Source organism: Haemophilus sp. CCUG 66565 (genome assembly GCF_001679495.1).
Taxonomy (GTDB): domain Bacteria; phylum Pseudomonadota; class Gammaproteobacteria; order Enterobacterales; family Pasteurellaceae; genus Haemophilus; species Haemophilus haemolyticus_K.
This window is the reverse complement of the sequence record NZ_LZOX01000016.1, coordinates 190,901-206,229: the sequence shown is the minus strand read 5'-3', so window position 1 is coordinate 206,229 and position 15,329 is coordinate 190,901. Positions and strand designations below refer to the sequence as shown.

General features: G+C 39.5%; 14 protein-coding genes and 1 other RNA gene. 8 read left to right on the top strand and 7 right to left on the bottom strand.

What is annotated here, in order from left to right; genetic code table 11:
- Positions 1-34 precede the first annotated feature (34 nt).
- The 4 genes from A9501_RS06510 to fecE are packed head-to-tail and all read left to right on the top strand — an operon-like array spanning position 35 to position 3,664.
- Positions 35-925, top strand: coding sequence for a Fe(3+) dicitrate ABC transporter substrate-binding protein (locus A9501_RS06510; protein WP_065265329.1), 891 nt, complete (start codon positions 35-37; stop codon positions 923-925).
- On the top strand, positions 925-1,914 hold the full coding sequence (fecC, locus tag A9501_RS06505; RefSeq protein ID WP_065265328.1) for an iron-dicitrate ABC transporter permease FecC: 990 nt from the start codon (positions 925-927) through the stop codon (positions 1,912-1,914). The genes A9501_RS06510 and fecC overlap by 1 nt, the downstream gene beginning before the upstream one ends.
- Positions 1,914-2,897 carry a Fe(3+) dicitrate ABC transporter permease subunit FecD gene (fecD, locus tag A9501_RS06500; RefSeq protein ID WP_065265327.1) on the top strand — a complete coding sequence of 328 codons (984 nt, stop codon included), beginning with the start codon at positions 1,914-1,916 and terminating at the stop codon, positions 2,895-2,897. The genes fecC and fecD overlap by 1 nt, the downstream gene beginning before the upstream one ends.
- On the top strand, positions 2,897-3,664 hold the full coding sequence (gene fecE / locus A9501_RS06495; protein ID WP_065265326.1) for a Fe(3+) dicitrate ABC transporter ATP-binding protein FecE: 768 nt from the start codon (positions 2,897-2,899) through the stop codon (positions 3,662-3,664). The genes fecD and fecE overlap by 1 nt, the downstream gene beginning before the upstream one ends.
- Before the next feature lie 65 nt (positions 3,665-3,729).
- Here the strand turns inward: fecE and clpB are convergent, their stop codons facing one another.
- The 3 genes from clpB to ssrS all read right to left on the bottom strand — a co-directional run bounded on the left by clpB (position 3,730) and on the right by ssrS (position 7,204).
- Positions 3,730-6,297 carry an ATP-dependent chaperone ClpB gene (clpB, locus tag A9501_RS06490; RefSeq protein WP_048953922.1) on the bottom strand — a complete coding sequence of 856 codons (2,568 nt, stop codon included), beginning with the start codon at positions 6,295-6,297 and terminating at the stop codon, positions 3,730-3,732.
- Positions 6,298-6,425: 128 nt separating this feature from the next.
- On the bottom strand, positions 6,426-6,989 hold the full coding sequence (locus A9501_RS06485) for a 5-formyltetrahydrofolate cyclo-ligase (protein WP_048953921.1): 564 nt from the start codon (positions 6,987-6,989) through the stop codon (positions 6,426-6,428).
- Between the two features lie 17 nt (positions 6,990-7,006).
- Positions 7,007-7,204, bottom strand: a non-coding RNA gene (gene ssrS / locus A9501_RS06480) — 6S RNA.
- Positions 7,205-7,388: 184 nt separating this feature from the next.
- Between ssrS and yaaA the strand changes: the two genes are divergently transcribed.
- The 3 genes from yaaA (at position 7,389) to pfkA (ending at position 9,811) form a co-directional block, all read left to right on the top strand.
- Positions 7,389-8,165: a peroxide stress protein YaaA gene (gene yaaA / locus A9501_RS06475; protein WP_048953920.1), complete on the top strand. Its 777-nt coding sequence runs from the start codon at positions 7,389-7,391 to the stop codon at positions 8,163-8,165.
- Positions 8,158-8,739, top strand: a complete 582-nt coding sequence (locus tag A9501_RS06470; RefSeq protein WP_048953919.1) for a hypothetical protein — start codon at positions 8,158-8,160, stop codon at positions 8,737-8,739. Before yaaA ends, A9501_RS06470 begins: the two co-directional genes overlap by 8 nt.
- Positions 8,740-8,845: 106 nt before the next feature.
- Positions 8,846-9,811 (top strand): 6-phosphofructokinase, encoded by a 966-nt coding sequence (pfkA, locus tag A9501_RS06465; protein WP_048953918.1) that lies wholly within the window; start codon positions 8,846-8,848, stop codon positions 9,809-9,811.
- 87 nt (positions 9,812-9,898) lie between these two features.
- Here the strand turns inward: pfkA and A9501_RS06460 are convergent, their stop codons facing one another.
- Positions 9,899-10,669, bottom strand: coding sequence for a M48 family metallopeptidase (locus tag A9501_RS06460; protein ID WP_048953917.1), 771 nt, complete (start codon positions 10,667-10,669; stop codon positions 9,899-9,901).
- A 140-nt stretch (positions 10,670-10,809) separates the two neighbouring features.
- Between A9501_RS06460 and mtr the strand changes: the two genes are divergently transcribed.
- Complete coding sequence (mtr, locus tag A9501_RS06455) at positions 10,810-12,066, top strand: tryptophan permease (RefSeq protein WP_048953916.1); 1,257 nt, start codon at positions 10,810-10,812, stop codon at positions 12,064-12,066.
- Positions 12,067-12,151: 85 nt separating this feature from the next.
- Here mtr and ychF read toward each other — a convergent pair whose 3' ends face one another.
- From ychF to A9501_RS06440, 3 genes are all read right to left on the bottom strand, one after another.
- The gene (gene ychF, locus A9501_RS06450; protein WP_048953915.1) at positions 12,152-13,243 is read right to left on the bottom strand and encodes a redox-regulated ATPase YchF; all 1,092 of its coding nucleotides are present in this window, start codon (positions 13,241-13,243) and stop codon (positions 12,152-12,154) included.
- Positions 13,244-13,290: 47 nt separating this feature from the next.
- Positions 13,291-13,875, bottom strand: a complete 585-nt coding sequence (gene pth / locus A9501_RS06445; protein WP_048953914.1) for an aminoacyl-tRNA hydrolase — start codon at positions 13,873-13,875, stop codon at positions 13,291-13,293.
- A 126-nt stretch (positions 13,876-14,001) separates the two neighbouring features.
- Positions 14,002-15,309 (bottom strand): MFS transporter, encoded by a 1,308-nt coding sequence (locus tag A9501_RS06440; RefSeq protein WP_048953913.1) that lies wholly within the window; start codon positions 15,307-15,309, stop codon positions 14,002-14,004.
- Between the last annotated feature and the right edge of the window lie 20 nt (positions 15,310-15,329).

Genomic DNA, 15,329 nt, shown 5'->3' with positions numbered 1-15,329 from the left:
TAATTACCTCGTTTTTATTACTGGAGGACATGTCATGAAAAAATTATTAAAAACAACTCTCACTTCTGTATTGTTAATGGCATCTACTTTCGCCGGTGCAGTAACGGTAAAAGATGCTAATGGTGAGTTTACCCTTGATAAAACCCCAACCAGAGTGGTGGCATTAGAGTATTCTTTCGTAGATGCCCTAGCACAAGTGGGGGTAAGTCCTGTGGGAGTGGCTGACGATAATAAAGTTGAGCGTATTTTGCCGCAAGTACGCGAAAAAATTGCTGCATGGCAATCCGTTGGTACGCGTTCTCAACCTAGTCTTGAAGTGATTGCTTCTCTCAAACCCGATTTAATTATTGCTGATCCTTCCCGTCACACAGCGGTGTTTGAAGAATTGAAAAAAATTGCGCCAACAGTGATGTTCGATTCTCGTCATGAAAGTTATCAAGAAAATCTTGAAACTGCGCAAAAAATTGGTGATTTAGTGGGTAAAAGTGCTGAAATGAAAGCGAAGATCAATGAACATAATGATTACATTGCCAACATCGCAAAAAATTTAGGTGTGCAAGGCAAAAAAGCCTCATTTGGTACTTCCCGAGAAGATAAATTTAATATCCAAAATGACAATGGCTATGTGGGTAGTTTTTTAACGACATTAGGTTTTGCCCCAACTAAACTCAATAGTGATCAAGCTTTCGTAGAAATCAACCTTGAACAATTAGTAATGGAAAAACCGGAATACTTGTTCATCGCCCATTATCGTGATGAAAGTATCGCGCGCAAATGGGAAGCTGAGCCACTTTGGAAAACCATTCCTGCCGTAAAAGCAAACCATGTTTACAGCGTTGATGCCGACATGTGGGCTCGCGGTCGTGGCTTAGAAGCGAGCAAAATTATGGCAAAACAAATTGAAGGTTTCGTGAAACAAAAATAATGATGAAGTCCACTTTCCGTTGGGGACTTCCCCTTATCATTCTGGCTTTACTATTATGGGGAAGCCTGTTTTTGTATTATCCTATCGAAATTCGACCGCTTGCAGCTTTACAAGCGCTCCTCCCCGATGGCGATGAAATTGCCAAAATTACGGTAACCGATTTACGCTTACCGCGCGCATTAGTTGGCATGATTTTAGGTGCCAATCTTGCGGTGGCAGGTGCGTTGTTACAAACCATTACGCGCAATCCACTAGCCTCCCCTACATTACTCAGCGTGAACTCAGGAGCCAGTCTTTCCATGGTGACCGCCAGTGCGTTTAGCCCCTTAATTCTTTCTGGTTATAGCATTGCTTTAGTGGCTAGTATCGGTGGCGGTCTGAGTTGGCTTGTGGTGATGCTGATCAGCAACGGATGGAAAGACAACAGCGGGGATCGTAGCCGGGTGATTTTAGCGGGGATTGCCGTATCACTACTTTGTGCCGCGCTCACGAAATTGGTGCTGATTATCGCGGAAGATCATGCCTTCGGTATTATGAGCTGGCTAGCTGGTGGCATTGCACATGCCCGTTGGAATGAATTATTGACATTATTTCCGTTCTTTATTTTGACCGCACTTTTCTGCCTGTTTTTTGCCAGCCGTTTAAATTTACTCAATTTAAGCGATGAATCCGCTCGTTCACTAGGCATCAATCTCTTCCGTTTACGTTGGTATGCTAACATCATGGCGTTATTGATTGTAGGTTCAAGCGTAAGTGTTGCCGGCCCCGTGGCCTTTATTGGCTTACTAGTGCCCCATCTTGCCCGCTATTGGATTGGTTATGACTTGCGAAAATCGCTCCCCATGGCGATGCTACTCGGCGCAATTTTAATGCTCGCTGCAGATACCATTGCCCGCGCGGTCAACTTCCCTAGTGAAGTGCCTGCCGGTGCGGTGCTTGCCTTAATCGGTGCCCCAGTTTTTGTATTATTTGCCAGAGGAAGACACTAATGCGAACCTCTCATGTATCTTTTCGTGTTATCGGCTTTTATGTCGTCACGCTCAGTCTGATGGTACTACTCTTTGGATTGAGTATTCGCCTTGGCACTTATACGCTTTCCTTTGAGGAAATTTGGGTGGCCTTTCAGCCTGATGATAAAAACTATTTTACCTTGATGGAATATCGCCTCCCCCGTGCTGTGTTAGCCATTTTATTAGGCGGAGCCTTAGCAATTTCTGGTGTATTAGTACAAAGTGTGGTGCGCAATCCACTTGCCTCTCCCGATATTTTAGGGATTAACAATGCGGCAGGGTTGGTTGCCGTTTCGGTATTGATGTTCTTGCCAAACTTAGCATTTTACTGGATGCCAATTTTTGCCTTTTTAGGTGGCGTGCTCTCTTTTGTCATTTTATGGATCGTGTGCGGTTTTAACTTCCGCCCTATCAAAATGGCAATCATTGGGGTTGCACTTTCCGCATTGTGGGCTGCCATTAGTCATTATCTGATGCTGACCAATCCGGTCGAGATCAATACGGCAATGTTATGGCTAACAGGAAGCCTATGGGGACGCAGCTGGTCTTATTTGAATGTGGTATTGCCATGGTTAGTGGTATTGCTGCCCTTACCATTTATTTTCTGTCGCGATCTCGACACCCTTGGTTTAGGTGAAAACAAAGCCTCCACCTTGGGCGTAACCGTAAATAAAGTGCAAATTAGCGTTTTAGTCTTAGCGGTAGCCCTTTCCACTACAGCCGTGGCAATTTGTGGTCCAATTGCCTTTTTAGGCTTGGTTGCTCCGCATCTTGCTCGCCGTTTAGTCGGCGGCAGACATCGCACTCTATTACCGGCGGCCTTGATTATTGGCGCCCTCTTATTACAACTTTCGGATATTTTGGCGCGGGTGATTGACCCACCAACTGAACTCCCAGCGGGCATTCTGACTGCAATTATCGGTGCGCCATATTTCTTCTACTTATTGATGAGAACTAAATAATGAGCATTGAAATCAATAATTTATCTTTAGGTTATCAAGATAAACTCGTGGTTAAAAATCTGTCGCTAAAATTCCCGAAAAATAAAGTGATTGCATTAATCGGCCCAAATGGTTGCTGTAAGTCCACCACATTAAAAGCGGTGGCTCGCTTGCTCAAACCGAAGCAAGGCTCAATCACTCATAAAGGTCAGGATATTTGGCAAAAAAGCCCTAAAGAATATGCCCAAGAATTGGCTTTTCTCCCGCAGCAACACTTGGTACCAGAAGGCATTAAAGTACGCGAATTGATCGCCTACGGACGTTCACCTTACTTAAATCTTTGGGGCAAACTCAGCCAAAAAGATGAAGAATTAGTTAATTGGGCAATGGCGCAAACACAAACTGCCGAACTCGCCGAACAGCTGGTTTCTGATTTATCTGGTGGTCAGCAACAACGGGTATTTTTAGCCATGACACTTGCGCAAGATGCTGAATTAGTGCTACTCGATGAGCCGACTACTTATCTGGATTTAAACCGTCAAGCAGAACTCATGGGCATGATGCGACAAATGCAGCAGAATGGAAAAACAGTGATTACTGTATTGCATGATCTTAATCAAGCTTGTCGTTATTGCGATTATTTAATTGTGATGAAAAGAGGTGCTGTAATGGCACAGGGAGCCCCGGATGAAGTGATGACAGAGGATTTGTTAAAAGAAGTGTTTGATTTGGACGTCATTATTCACCGTGATCCAATCAGTGATACGCCGATGTTTATATTAAAATAAATCGAAATTTGGTTGTACTTATGATAAAGCCATTTAGTATTAACTAAATGGCTTCTTTTAATTGGTTATTGTCTTGTTTGGACTTTGTTATCTATATAATCAACAATGACTTGTCCTGGCAATAAGTGACCTGATAATATTTCCTGAGCTAAACCATTTTCAATTTCTTGTTGAATTGCACGTTTCAATGGACGTGCACCATAAATTGGGTCGTAACCCACTTCACCAATGAAATCTAATAAAGCGTCAGTAAACACCAATTCATAGCCGCGAGTTTCCATACGTTTTGCTAAGCGCTCTAATTGAATATTTGCAATCGCACGAATATTCTCTTTACCAAGCGGATGGAATACCACTGTCTCATCAATACGGTTGATAAATTCCGGACGGAAATGTTGGCTAACAACCGACATCACTAAGGACTTCATTTCGCTATAGCTTTCCTCTTTGTTACCTTGGATTAAATCAGAACCTAAGTTAGAGGTCATGATCACCACGGTATTACGGAAGTCCACGGTACGACCTTGCCCATCAGTTAAACGGCCATCATCCAATACTTGTAACAAGATATTGAATACATCCGTATGGGCTTTTTCTACTTCATCTAACAAGATCACTGAATACGGACGACGGCGAACAGCTTCAGTTAAATAACCACCTTCTTCATAACCAACATAACCTGGAGGTGCCCCGACTAAGCGAGAGACACTGTGTTTTTCCATAAACTCAGACATATCAATGCGCACCATGGCATCTTCACTATCAAACAAGAATTTAGCCAAAGTTTTGCAAAGCTCTGTTTTACCTACACCTGTCGGACCGAGGAACAAGAAAGAACCAATTGGGCGGTTAGGATCGGAAAGACCAGCACGACTACGACGAATCGCGTTTGCGACGGCATCAACTGCTTCTTCTTGGCCAATCACTCGTTTATGTAGTTCATCTTCCATGCGCAAGAGTTTTTCTTTCTCGCCTTCCATCATTTTTGATACTGGAATGCCTGTAGCTTTAGAAAGCACTTCTGCGATTTCTTCATCCGTGACGCGATAGCGTAAAAGCGTCATTTCTTTTCCTTCACTGGTTTCAGCTTGCTCGAGTTGCTTTTCAAGAGCAGGGATGCGGCCATATTGCAACTCAGACATTTTAGCTAAATCACCCGCACGACGAGCTTGTTCTAGTTCGGTTTTTGCAGTATCTAATTCTTGTTTAATATGTTGAGAGCCAGAAAGCGTTGCTTTTTCAGATTTCCACACTTCTTCAAGTTCAGCATATTCACGTTCTTTTTCGGTCAATTCTTTCTCTAACATTTCTAAACGTTTGCGACTTGCTTCGTCTTCTTCTTTTTGTAACGCCTGTTGTTCCAATTTTAGTTGGATAATACGACGTTCAAGACGATCAAGCGGTTCAGGTTTAGAATCTATTTCCATACGAATGCTAGACGCCGCTTCATCGATCAAATCAATGGCTTTATCAGGTAACTGACGATCAGAAATATAACGGTGTGAAAGCGTTGCTGCAGCGACAATCGCAGGGTCAGTAATATCTACATGGTGGTGAATTTCATAACGTTCTTTCAAACCACGTAAGATCGCAATAGTATCTTCTACACTTGGTTCGTCCACAAAGACTTTTTGGAAACGACGCTCAAGTGCGGCATCTTTTTCGATATATTGACGATATTCGTCTAACGTTGTTGCACCCACACAATGTAATTCACCACGCGCTAAACTTGGTTTTAATAAGTTACCCGCATCCATCGCACCATCGGTTTTACCCGCGCCGACCATAGTATGAATTTCATCAATAAAGAGGATAACGCGACCTTCTTCTTTCGAAAGTTCATTGAGAACCGCTTTTAAACGCTCTTCAAATTCACCACGATATTTCGCACCAGCAATCAACGCCCCCATATCTAATGAAAGTACGCGTTTATTTTTCAAACCTTCTGGAACTTCACCATTTACAATGCGTTGTGCCAAACCTTCCACGATAGCGGTTTTACCTACACCCGGTTCACCAATTAACACAGGGTTGTTTTTGGTACGACGTTGTAATACTTGAATCGCTCGACGGATTTCTTCATCACGCCCAATCACAGGATCAAGCTTGCCACTTTCTGCACGAGCAGTTAAATCAATCGTATATTTTTCTAATGCTTGTCTGCTTTCTTCTGCATTTTGATCATTCACGTTTTGTCCCCCTCTAATTTGCTGGATGGCTTGCGAAATTTGTTCTTTTTTCGCACCGCACTTTTTCAAAATATCGCTGAGCGCTCCTCGTTCTTCTAAAGCTGCAAGCAAAAATAATTCGCTTGAAATAAATTTATCTTGGTTTTGTTGTGCAAATTTATCGCATAGATTGAGTAAATTAATGAGCTGGCGTGAAAGTTGTACATCACCGCCATTGCCAATCACTTGCGGCAATTTATTTAGTTCAGTCTTTAACTCATTACGCAATAAAGTTACATTTACGCCACTTGCAGTTAAAATTGGTGCAATTGAGCCGCCCTGTTGATTTAAAAGTGCGGTCAATAAATGCACGGGTTCAATAAATTGATTATCTTTTCCGATAGCAAGTGATTGTGCTTCGCTTAAAGCTTCTTGGAACTTTGTTGTAAATTTTTCAATGTTCATACACTTTCCTCAATTTGGTTTTGGCTTTCGCCGTTTGCCTAAATTAAGTAAGATCGTTTAAAGGGATTTCAAGAGAAAAATTGAAATATTTTTGATTTTATCTATCAATAAAAATTTGATGATAGGTTTCAACCCACCAAAATATCGAATAGTGGGACATCCCAATGCTCAGTGGGAAGATTTTCTACTTGCTGACATTGATGTGCTAAACCTACCGGAATAAAAGATTTATCTTGCCAATTCTGTAACGTGCGATCATAAAACCCACCGCCCATGCCAAGGCGATTTCCCTGTTTATCAAAAGCCACTAATGGCGTGAATAAAATATCCAGTTCATTTAATGGTAAAACATTTTGAACATTCAGCTTCGGCTCCCAAATACCAAACTGATTTTGTTTCATTGGCGTATTAGGTAAATAGTGTAAAAACAATAAATGATGTTGAGTAAAAGGATGTAAAACAGGCAAATACACATTTTTGTTTTGTATCCAAAGGGATTGTACTAAGGTTTTTGTCGAAATTTCACCATCAAAAGAAAAATATAATGCAATATTTTTGGCTTGTCGTTGATCGATAAGATTTAACGCCTGTTGAGTCACTGATTGTTCAGCTTGTTGCTGTTGAAGTGCGGTTAAATTTGCTCGTATTTTTCGAATTTCAGAGCGGATTTGCTGGCGTTTTTGAATATTCATAGAAATGAAAGGAGAAGATAGGACCCAGAGTGCCGCTGCGGGCAGTAGTCCTTGAACCCGACGGTTCAAGGAAATCAGTTGATACCGTTTTCAGGTTTCTTAGCCCAATGAACGAGTCAAAGGTTAAGCCTACACACCAACGATAGGAAACCAATTTATAAGATTTAAAGTATCGGCTCAGGGACATAGCCCACTGACGAACACCCCAGGTAATTCTTATGGGATTATACTAGCCCAATTTTATTAGCTTGACTAGCATTTATTTTTTTATGTTGTAGAGTTGGTTATAAAATGAACCTTGGTGTTTGTGATAGTTTCAAAAAAGACCAAATCATTGTCTGCCTCAGACTATTAACTTATGCTAAAATACCGAGGATTATCTCTGATAAAAGGATGACTATGTTAGCTATTATTTCTCCCGCTAAAACTCTTGATTTTGAAAGTGCGGTAAAAAATTTTTCTGTTTCTCAACCGCACTTTACTGATTACAGCGAACAGCTTATTGAAGTTTGTCGTAAACTTTCTCCGCAAGATCTTTCATCACTTATGTCTATCAGCGATAAGTTAGCCGGTCTAAATGTTGCACGCTTTGCTGAATGGACAAAAATTCACAATGAAAACAATTCCCGTGCTGCATTATTTGCATTTAAAGGAGATGTTTATACTGGTTTAGATGCTGATTCACTTTCTGAGGATGATGTTGCCTTTGCACAATCCCATTTACGTATGCTTTCTGGCCTTTATGGACTTTTAAAACCGCTTGATTTAATGCAACCTTACCGATTAGAAATGGGCACAAAATTAGTCAATCCAAAAGGAAAAGATCTGTACGCCTTTTGGGGAAATGTGATTACCCAAGCGGTTCAACAAGCTATTGATGAACAAGGTGATAATATTCTGATAAATTTAGCCTCAGATGAATATTATAAATCGGTTAAAGAAAACCATCTTAATGCCCAAATTATTAAGCCTGTTTTCTTAGACAATAAAAATGGCAAATACAAAGTAATTAGCTTTTATGCTAAAAAAGCTCGAGGCTTAATGTGCCGTTATCTTATTCAAAATCGTTTAACCGAAATTGAACAATTAAAAGAATTTGATTTAGGTGGTTATTGGTTTGATTCAACATCATCAACTGAAACCGAATTTGTATTTAAGCGAGATATCAATGAATAAAATTTTTATCATATTGACCGCACTTTTACTTTCAGGCTGTGCAACTAAATTAACACAACTTAATATTCCTACCCAAATTGAGCATAATGGAAAAAATTATGTACTTGCGGGTAGTCAAGATTTAGATACGATAGCTCGATATGTTTATGTTGCGAAGCCAGATACCTTAGAAAATTGGCAGTCACAAATAGAAGTGCTTTTTGATCGTAATCATCCTCCGCGTTCAATAACATCGCGTATTGCGTTACGTGAGCGTATTTATCGCAATACGGGGGTAAAGCATTTTCATTTTGATATTGTTCCTGACAAATCTCCTAATGCGACTGAACTAGAGGGGTATGTTGTGTATTCACCAACAAAAGAAAATCCCTCTTGGCAGGTAAATATGATGAGGGGCCGTGATTTGCCTCAGTGTGGTTTTGTGCAGTTTCAATATGCTCAAAAAGTACAACAACCTTATCTTTCAGCTCGTTTTTCTGATGAAAAAGTACGTAAATATATCCAAAAATATATTGTCGAAAAAGAGATTAAGCATTTGCAAGATCTAGAATGGTTATGGGATTGTAAGCATTAATATAAGTGTTACACATAATCAAAATCTTGTAAGATTTCACTAGAGTAGATACCTCAAATGGTGTAATCTTAACAGCATTTTCAATTGAGATTAGAAGTAGAAAATTATGATTAAAAAAATTGCAGTATTAACAAGTGGAGGCGATGCGCCAGGTATGAATGCAGCAATCAGAGGGGTTGTTCGTTCAGCACTTGCCGAAGGCTTGGAAGTGTTTGGAATATATGATGGTTATCAAGGTTTATTTAATAATAAAATTAAACAACTAAACCGTTATAGTGTTTCTGATATTATTAATCGAGGCGGTACGTTTTTAGGTTCCGCCCGTTTTCCTGAATTTAAAGATTCTACTGTAAGAGCAAAATGTGCGGAAATTTTGCGTTCTCATGATATTGATGCATTAGTTGTTATTGGTGGTGATGGATCTTATATGGGGGCAAAATTATTAACAGAAGAGCATGGTTTTCCTTGTGTTGGTTTGCCTGGTACGATTGATAATGATGTAGCGGGTACTGATTATACAATTGGTTATCAAACTGCTTTGCAAACAGCTGTTGATGCTATCGACCGCTTACGTGATACATCAAGTTCTCATCAACGTATTTCAATTGTAGAGATTATGGGACGCCATTGTAGTGACTTAACAATTTCTGCGGGGATTGCGGGCGGATGTGAATATATTGTGGCGTCAGAAGTTGAATTTAATCGAGAAGAACTTATTCAACAAATAGAACGTAGTATTATCCGTGGTAAACGTCACGCAATTATTGCGATTACAGAACTATTAACTGATGTGCATTCTCTTGCGAAAGAAATCGAAGCGCGTGTAGGGCATGAAACTCGTGCAACCGTATTAGGTCACATTCAGCGTGGTGGTTCACCTTGTGCATTTGATAGAATACTTGCATCTCGTATGGGCGCATATGCCGTTGATTTGTTACTTCAAGGCAAAGGTGGTTATTGCGTGGGAATTCAAAATGAACGACTTGTTCATCATGATATCATTGATGCTATTAACAATATGCAACGTGAGTTTAAAGCTGATTGGTTAGAAGTAGCAAAACGTTTAGAATAATCTTTTATTTTATCTTGAGCAGGCGCATATTGTGCCTGTTTTTTTATATTTCAGGGTTAATAATAGAATTTGATTAGTCTATTCTATCTACTTAGAACTTTTATAAAGTTCAATCGCTTTCGGCAATAAACGTCTCAAATTTTCTTGTCGAGACTCATCAGTAGGATGCGTTGATGACAGTGCTGCCAATACACCACCTGTATGGTCAGATGCCGTTTTCATTTTATCCCATAGCCCTGGCGCAGCCTGAGGATTAAAACCTGATTTAGCCATTAACATTAATCCAACTTCATCTGCTTCTGTTTCTGCACTACGTGAATAAGGTTTATCTAAAGCGTAATCTTTTACTAATCCGACAGCCAATCCGCTAGCCTCTTCTCCAATGGTTGTTGAAAGAGCTACATGAGTAAGCTGTGCAGCAATATTGGTGACTATTCCAAAATTTGTTTGAGATTTACCATGTTCTTTTAATGCATGTGCCATTTCATGTCCCATAACAGTCGCGATTTCATCATTAGTAAGTTTTAAACGATCCACTAATCCTGTATAGAATGCCATTTTTCCACCAGGCATTGCCCATGCATTGAGTTGATCCGATTTAATAACATTTATTTGCCATTTGAAAGGCAGATTAGTGTGATTTTCACGATCCGCATAAGGCACCATTTTTTCAAAGATTGAGTGAATACGTTTTGCTGTTGTGGAGCTATAGTCTATTTTACCTCTTACTTTCATTTTATTAATTTCTTGAGTGTAGTTGTGTTCTGATTGTTGGTTAACTTCAGCTGAACTTACGCAAGCAGCAAGAACAAAAGAGTTGAGAAGGATAAAAAACGGCTTTTTATAGTCTTTAAGCATATTGAATAATCTTATAAAAATATCTAGTAAACAATATAGATTGATTATAGGGATATTGTAACCATTTTACGAGAGATAAAATATTGCGTTTTATCATTGCACTACTATAATAGTGCGAATTTTTATTTTGAGAAAAGATTATGACACAAAAAAAACATCCTTCTTTGCTTGGTGGAGCGATGATTATTGCCGGAACAGCAATTGGTGCAGGTATGTTAGCCAATCCAACTTCAACAGCTGGTGTATGGTTTATTGGTTCCATTTTAGCTTTGATTTATACCTGGTTTTGTATGACTACGTCAGGATTAATGATTCTAGAGGCTAACTTGCATTATCCGACGGGCGCAAGCTTTGATACGATTGTGAAAGATTTGCTAGGCAAGGGATGGAATCTTATAAATGGCTTATCGGTTGCTTTTGTTCTTTATATTTTAACTTATGCCTATATAACTTCTGGTGGTGGTATTACGCAAAGTTTATTAAATCAATTTTTGAGATCACCAGAAAGTGCGGTAGAAATTGGGCGTACTTCAGGTTCCTTAATTTTTTGTGTTGTTTTGGCTGTATTCGTTTGGTTTTCTACAAAAGCCGTAGATCGATTTACGACGGTTTTAATTGCGGGAATGGTTGTTGCTTTTTTTCTTTCAACGACGGGATTGCTTAGTTCGGTAAAAACAGAGGTGTTATTGAATACCGTAAGCTCTGGTGAACAGCAATATTTACCTTATATATTGACCGCACTTCCTGTGTGTTTAGTCTCTTTTGGATTTCATGGCAATGTACCAAGCTTAGTGAAATATTATAATCGAGATGCTCAGCGAGTAATGAGAGCAATTTTTATTGGAACCAGTTTAGCTCTCGTTATTTATATTTTATGGCAATTAGCGATTCAAGGTAATTTACCGCGTACAGAATTTGCACCAGTAATAGAAAAAGGCGGTGATGTGTCTGCTTTACTGGAAGCGTTACATAAATATATTGAAACTGATTATATCGCGATTATTCTGAATTTTTTTGCTTATATGGCGATTGCAAGTTCATTTTTAGGGGTAACATTAGGGTTATTTGATTATATTGCTGATTTATTAAAGTTTGATGATAGCTTTCTCGGACGAACAAAAACAACGATAGTGACATTTATTCCGCCTTTGTTGTTAAGCCTCCAATTTCCCTATGGATTTGTGATTGCGATTGGTTATGCTGGGCTTGCTGCAACGATTTGGGCCGCTATTGTGCCTGCCTTATTGGTTCGTGCAAGTCGTAAAAAATTTCCAATGGCAGATTATAAAGTCTATGGGGGAAGTATGATGATTGGCTTTATTATTTTGTTTGGATTATTAAATATAATTGCTCAAGTGGGTATAAATTTGGGATGGTTATCTAGCTTTACAGGCTAGTATTAAAAGATATTAGAATTAAATAAAATGGTCGATAATTTTGTTTATCGACCATATAAATTTTTAATAGAGTGATATTGACGGCTTACACGTTAAAACGGAAATGCATCACATCGCCATCTTGTACGACGTACTCTTTACCTTCTAAGCGCCATTTACCTGCTTCTTTTGCACCGTTTTCGCCGTTGAATTGGATAAAGTCTTCGTAAGCGATAACTTCTGCTCGGATAAAGCCTTTTTCAAAGTCGGTGTGGATTACTGCTGCTGCTTTTGGTGCGGTTGCACCAACTGAAACAGTCCAAGCTCGTACTTCTTTTACGCCAGCAGTGAAATAAGTTTGAAGATTTAAAAGTGCGTAACCCGCACGAATTACGCGGTTCAATCCTGGTTCTTCAATGCCTAAATCTTGTAAAAATTCGACTTTTTCTTCATCATCAAGTTCCGCAATTTCAGATTCAATTGCCGCACATACAGGAACAACAACTGCACCTTCTTTTGCAGCAATTTCACGAACGCGATCTAAATATGGGTTATTTTCAAAACCATCTTCATTTACGTTTGCGATATACATTGTTGGTTTTAAAGTTAAGAAGTTGTAACTCTTAATTGCTTGCAATTCTTCTTTGTCTAATCCAACAGAGCGAATCATTCCCGCATTTTCAAGTACAGGGAGGATTTTTTCCATAACAGAAAGTTCAAATTTAGCCTCTTTATCGCCACCTTTTGCACGTTTTTGTAAACGTTGGATCGCACGTTCACAGCTGTCTAAGTCTGCTAAGGCTAATTCGGTATTGATGGTATCAATGTCATCTTGTGGGTCAATTTTCCCCGCAACGTGCACAATATCGTCATTTTCAAAGCAACGAACGACGTGACCGATCGCATCGGTTTCACGAATATTAGCGAGGAATTTGTTACCTAAGCCTTCACCTTTACTTGCTCCCGCAACTAAGCCTGCGATGTCCACAAATTCCATCGTGGTAGGCAATACGCGTTCAGGCTTAACGATTTCTGCCAATGCATCTAAACGCGGATCTGGCATTGGCACGACACCAGTATTTGGTTCGATAGTACAGAATGGATAGTTTGCGGCTTCAATACCAGCTTTAGTGAGCGCGTTAAAAAGAGTAGATTTGCCGACATTTGGCAATCCCACAATACCACATTTGAATCCCATAATTTTTCCTTATTTTGAGTAAAACGGTTGTAAAAGTAACCGCACTTTTAAATTTTAAAACTGTTTAAACGGTTGGTCGCTTTGACCATTCCATCTTTGAAAATCATTTCTATACAATCAGTCGCTTCATCTAGCACTTTTTCAAGTGCATCGCGATCTGCTGGTGAGGGTTTATTTAAGACGTAACCTGCCACTAAATCACGATGGCCAGGATGCCCAATGCCAATACGTAAACGGTAGAAATCATTGTTATTGCCTAGTTGAGCCACAATATCTTTTAAGCCGTTGTGTCCACCGTGCCCGCCACCTTGTTTGAGTTTTGCTGTGCCTGGCGGTAAATCTAATTCATCATGAATCACTAAAATTTCTTCAGGTTTAATACGGTAAAAACTTGCCAATGCCCCAACCGCTTTACCGCTTAAATTCATAAAAGTTGTCGGTACTAAAAGGCGCACTTCTTTTCCATTCACTAAAGTGCGGGCAGTTTTTCCGAAGAATTTACTTTCTGGATTTAGCGAAACGTTAAAACGACGTGCCAAGCGTTCAATAAGCCATTCGCCCGCATTGTGGCGTGTATCGGTATATTTATCGCCAGGATTTCCTAAACCAACAATAAGTTTTATTTCTGACATTTTTATTTGATGATGTAAAAAATAGTGGCGTATTGTAGCGAAAAAGAGAATGTTTTGAAAGGATAGTCTGTATTGGTAAAGACTGTTATATCAAAGAAAACCCGCTCAAGTGAGCGGGAGATTTGATTAATGGCGACGTTTTAAAGAGAAGAGGGCAATAGTGGAAATTAAGAGGACAAATCCAACACCAATATATAAATTTTGTTTTTCCCAACCACTATCTAAAAGTTTACCTGCAACAGTAGGGGCTAAAATTGCGCCAATACGCCCAACACCGATCGACCAACCTACACCAGTACCACGAATATCAGCATCATAGGTGAGTGGATTTAATGTATATAATCCGCTAATACATCCATTCATTAATGCGCCAACAAGAATGCCGAATACCATTGCTAACCATAAAATAGAGGCTGAACCAATAAATAACATCACCGATGCAGAAGATAATAGGGTAAATAAAATTAATACAGAACGGGCCGTCCAACGACTTGCAAGTAAGCCATAAATTAATGCGCCACAGGTTCCGCCTAGTGAGATCATCATGCCTACACTAACACTTTGTTCGGTGGTCATTCCAGCCTCTTTTAGTAGGGCAGGTGTCCATGAGCTGACAAAATAGAAGCTGAACATAATGGCAAAAAACGAAGTCCAAATTAATAAGGTTGAACGCAAGTATTTTTCACTGAATAACTGAGTAATAGGTAATTTAGTTTTTGTTTTTTCTATTTTAGATGGTAATACCCATCCTTCACCTAAACCAATTTTTTGGGCTATCATATTTAAGCGTATTTCTGCATTTCTAGGCTGCTTGTTCGTTAAGAAATCAATTGATTCAGGTAACCAAATAAGCAAAATAAGAAAGCATAAGGCGGTTAAAATCGCTCCTGCTAAAAAGACGGAGCGCCAGCCATACTCACTTTGTAGCATAACGGAAAACATTCCACCCAATACGGCACCAATACCAAAACCAGCAGCGTATACACTAATGGCAAAACTACGCCATTTTTTTGATGAATATTCACTGGTAATCACATTGGTTCCAACTAAAATTCCACCTACACCAAGGCCTGTAATGACTCGCCAGAAACCGAGCATTTCATATTGGGCAATAAATGCTGAACCTAACATACCAACAGCTGATAAAAATACCGCAATTAAAAGTAATGGGCGGCGACCGATTTTATCTGCTAGTGGAGCAAGGAAAAGTGATCCCGCCGTCATGCCAAATAAACCCGCACTTAATAAATAACCTAACTCTATGCCAGATAGACTAAATTCGCCACGAATGGCCGTTGCAGTAAAGGCAAGTGCGAGGACATCAAAGCCATCTAATAAGTTCATAATGGCAGCCATCACGACAATTAACCATTGATAACCGCTCATCGGGCTTTGTTCAATTTTTTCTCGAAGAGAAAGAGAATGTTGTGTCATTATTGTTCCTTTTTGTTGTT

What these genes read in the sequence shown, in the direction of transcription:
- A9501_RS06460 (WP_048953917.1), bottom strand. Translation starts at nt 10,669, where the DNA reads ATGCTTAAAGACTATAAAAAGCCGTTTTTTATCCTTCTCAACTCTTTT.
- pth (WP_048953914.1), bottom strand. Translation starts at nt 13,875, where the DNA reads ATGTCAGAAATAAAACTTATTGTTGGTTTAGGAAATCCTGGCGATAAA.
- yaaA (WP_048953920.1), top strand. Translation starts at nt 7,389, where the DNA reads ATGTTAGCTATTATTTCTCCCGCTAAAACTCTTGATTTTGAAAGTGCG.
- A9501_RS06510 (WP_065265329.1), top strand. Translation starts at nt 35, where the DNA reads ATGAAAAAATTATTAAAAACAACTCTCACTTCTGTATTGTTAATGGCA.
- pfkA (WP_048953918.1), top strand. Translation starts at nt 8,846, where the DNA reads ATGATTAAAAAAATTGCAGTATTAACAAGTGGAGGCGATGCGCCAGGT.
- ychF (WP_048953915.1), bottom strand. Translation starts at nt 13,243, where the DNA reads ATGGGATTCAAATGTGGTATTGTGGGATTGCCAAATGTCGGCAAATCT.
- mtr (WP_048953916.1), top strand. Translation starts at nt 10,810, where the DNA reads ATGACACAAAAAAAACATCCTTCTTTGCTTGGTGGAGCGATGATTATT.
- A9501_RS06485 (WP_048953921.1), bottom strand. Translation starts at nt 6,989, where the DNA reads ATGAATATTCAAAAACGCCAGCAAATCCGCTCTGAAATTCGAAAAATA.
- clpB (WP_048953922.1), bottom strand. Translation starts at nt 6,297, where the DNA reads ATGAACATTGAAAAATTTACAACAAAGTTCCAAGAAGCTTTAAGCGAA.
- fecE (WP_065265326.1), top strand. Translation starts at nt 2,897, where the DNA reads ATGAGCATTGAAATCAATAATTTATCTTTAGGTTATCAAGATAAACTC.
- fecD (WP_065265327.1), top strand. Translation starts at nt 1,914, where the DNA reads ATGCGAACCTCTCATGTATCTTTTCGTGTTATCGGCTTTTATGTCGTC.
- fecC (WP_065265328.1), top strand. Translation starts at nt 925, where the DNA reads ATGATGAAGTCCACTTTCCGTTGGGGACTTCCCCTTATCATTCTGGCT.
- A9501_RS06470 (WP_048953919.1), top strand. Translation starts at nt 8,158, where the DNA reads ATGAATAAAATTTTTATCATATTGACCGCACTTTTACTTTCAGGCTGT.
- A9501_RS06440 (WP_048953913.1), bottom strand. Translation starts at nt 15,309, where the DNA reads ATGACACAACATTCTCTTTCTCTTCGAGAAAAAATTGAACAAAGCCCG.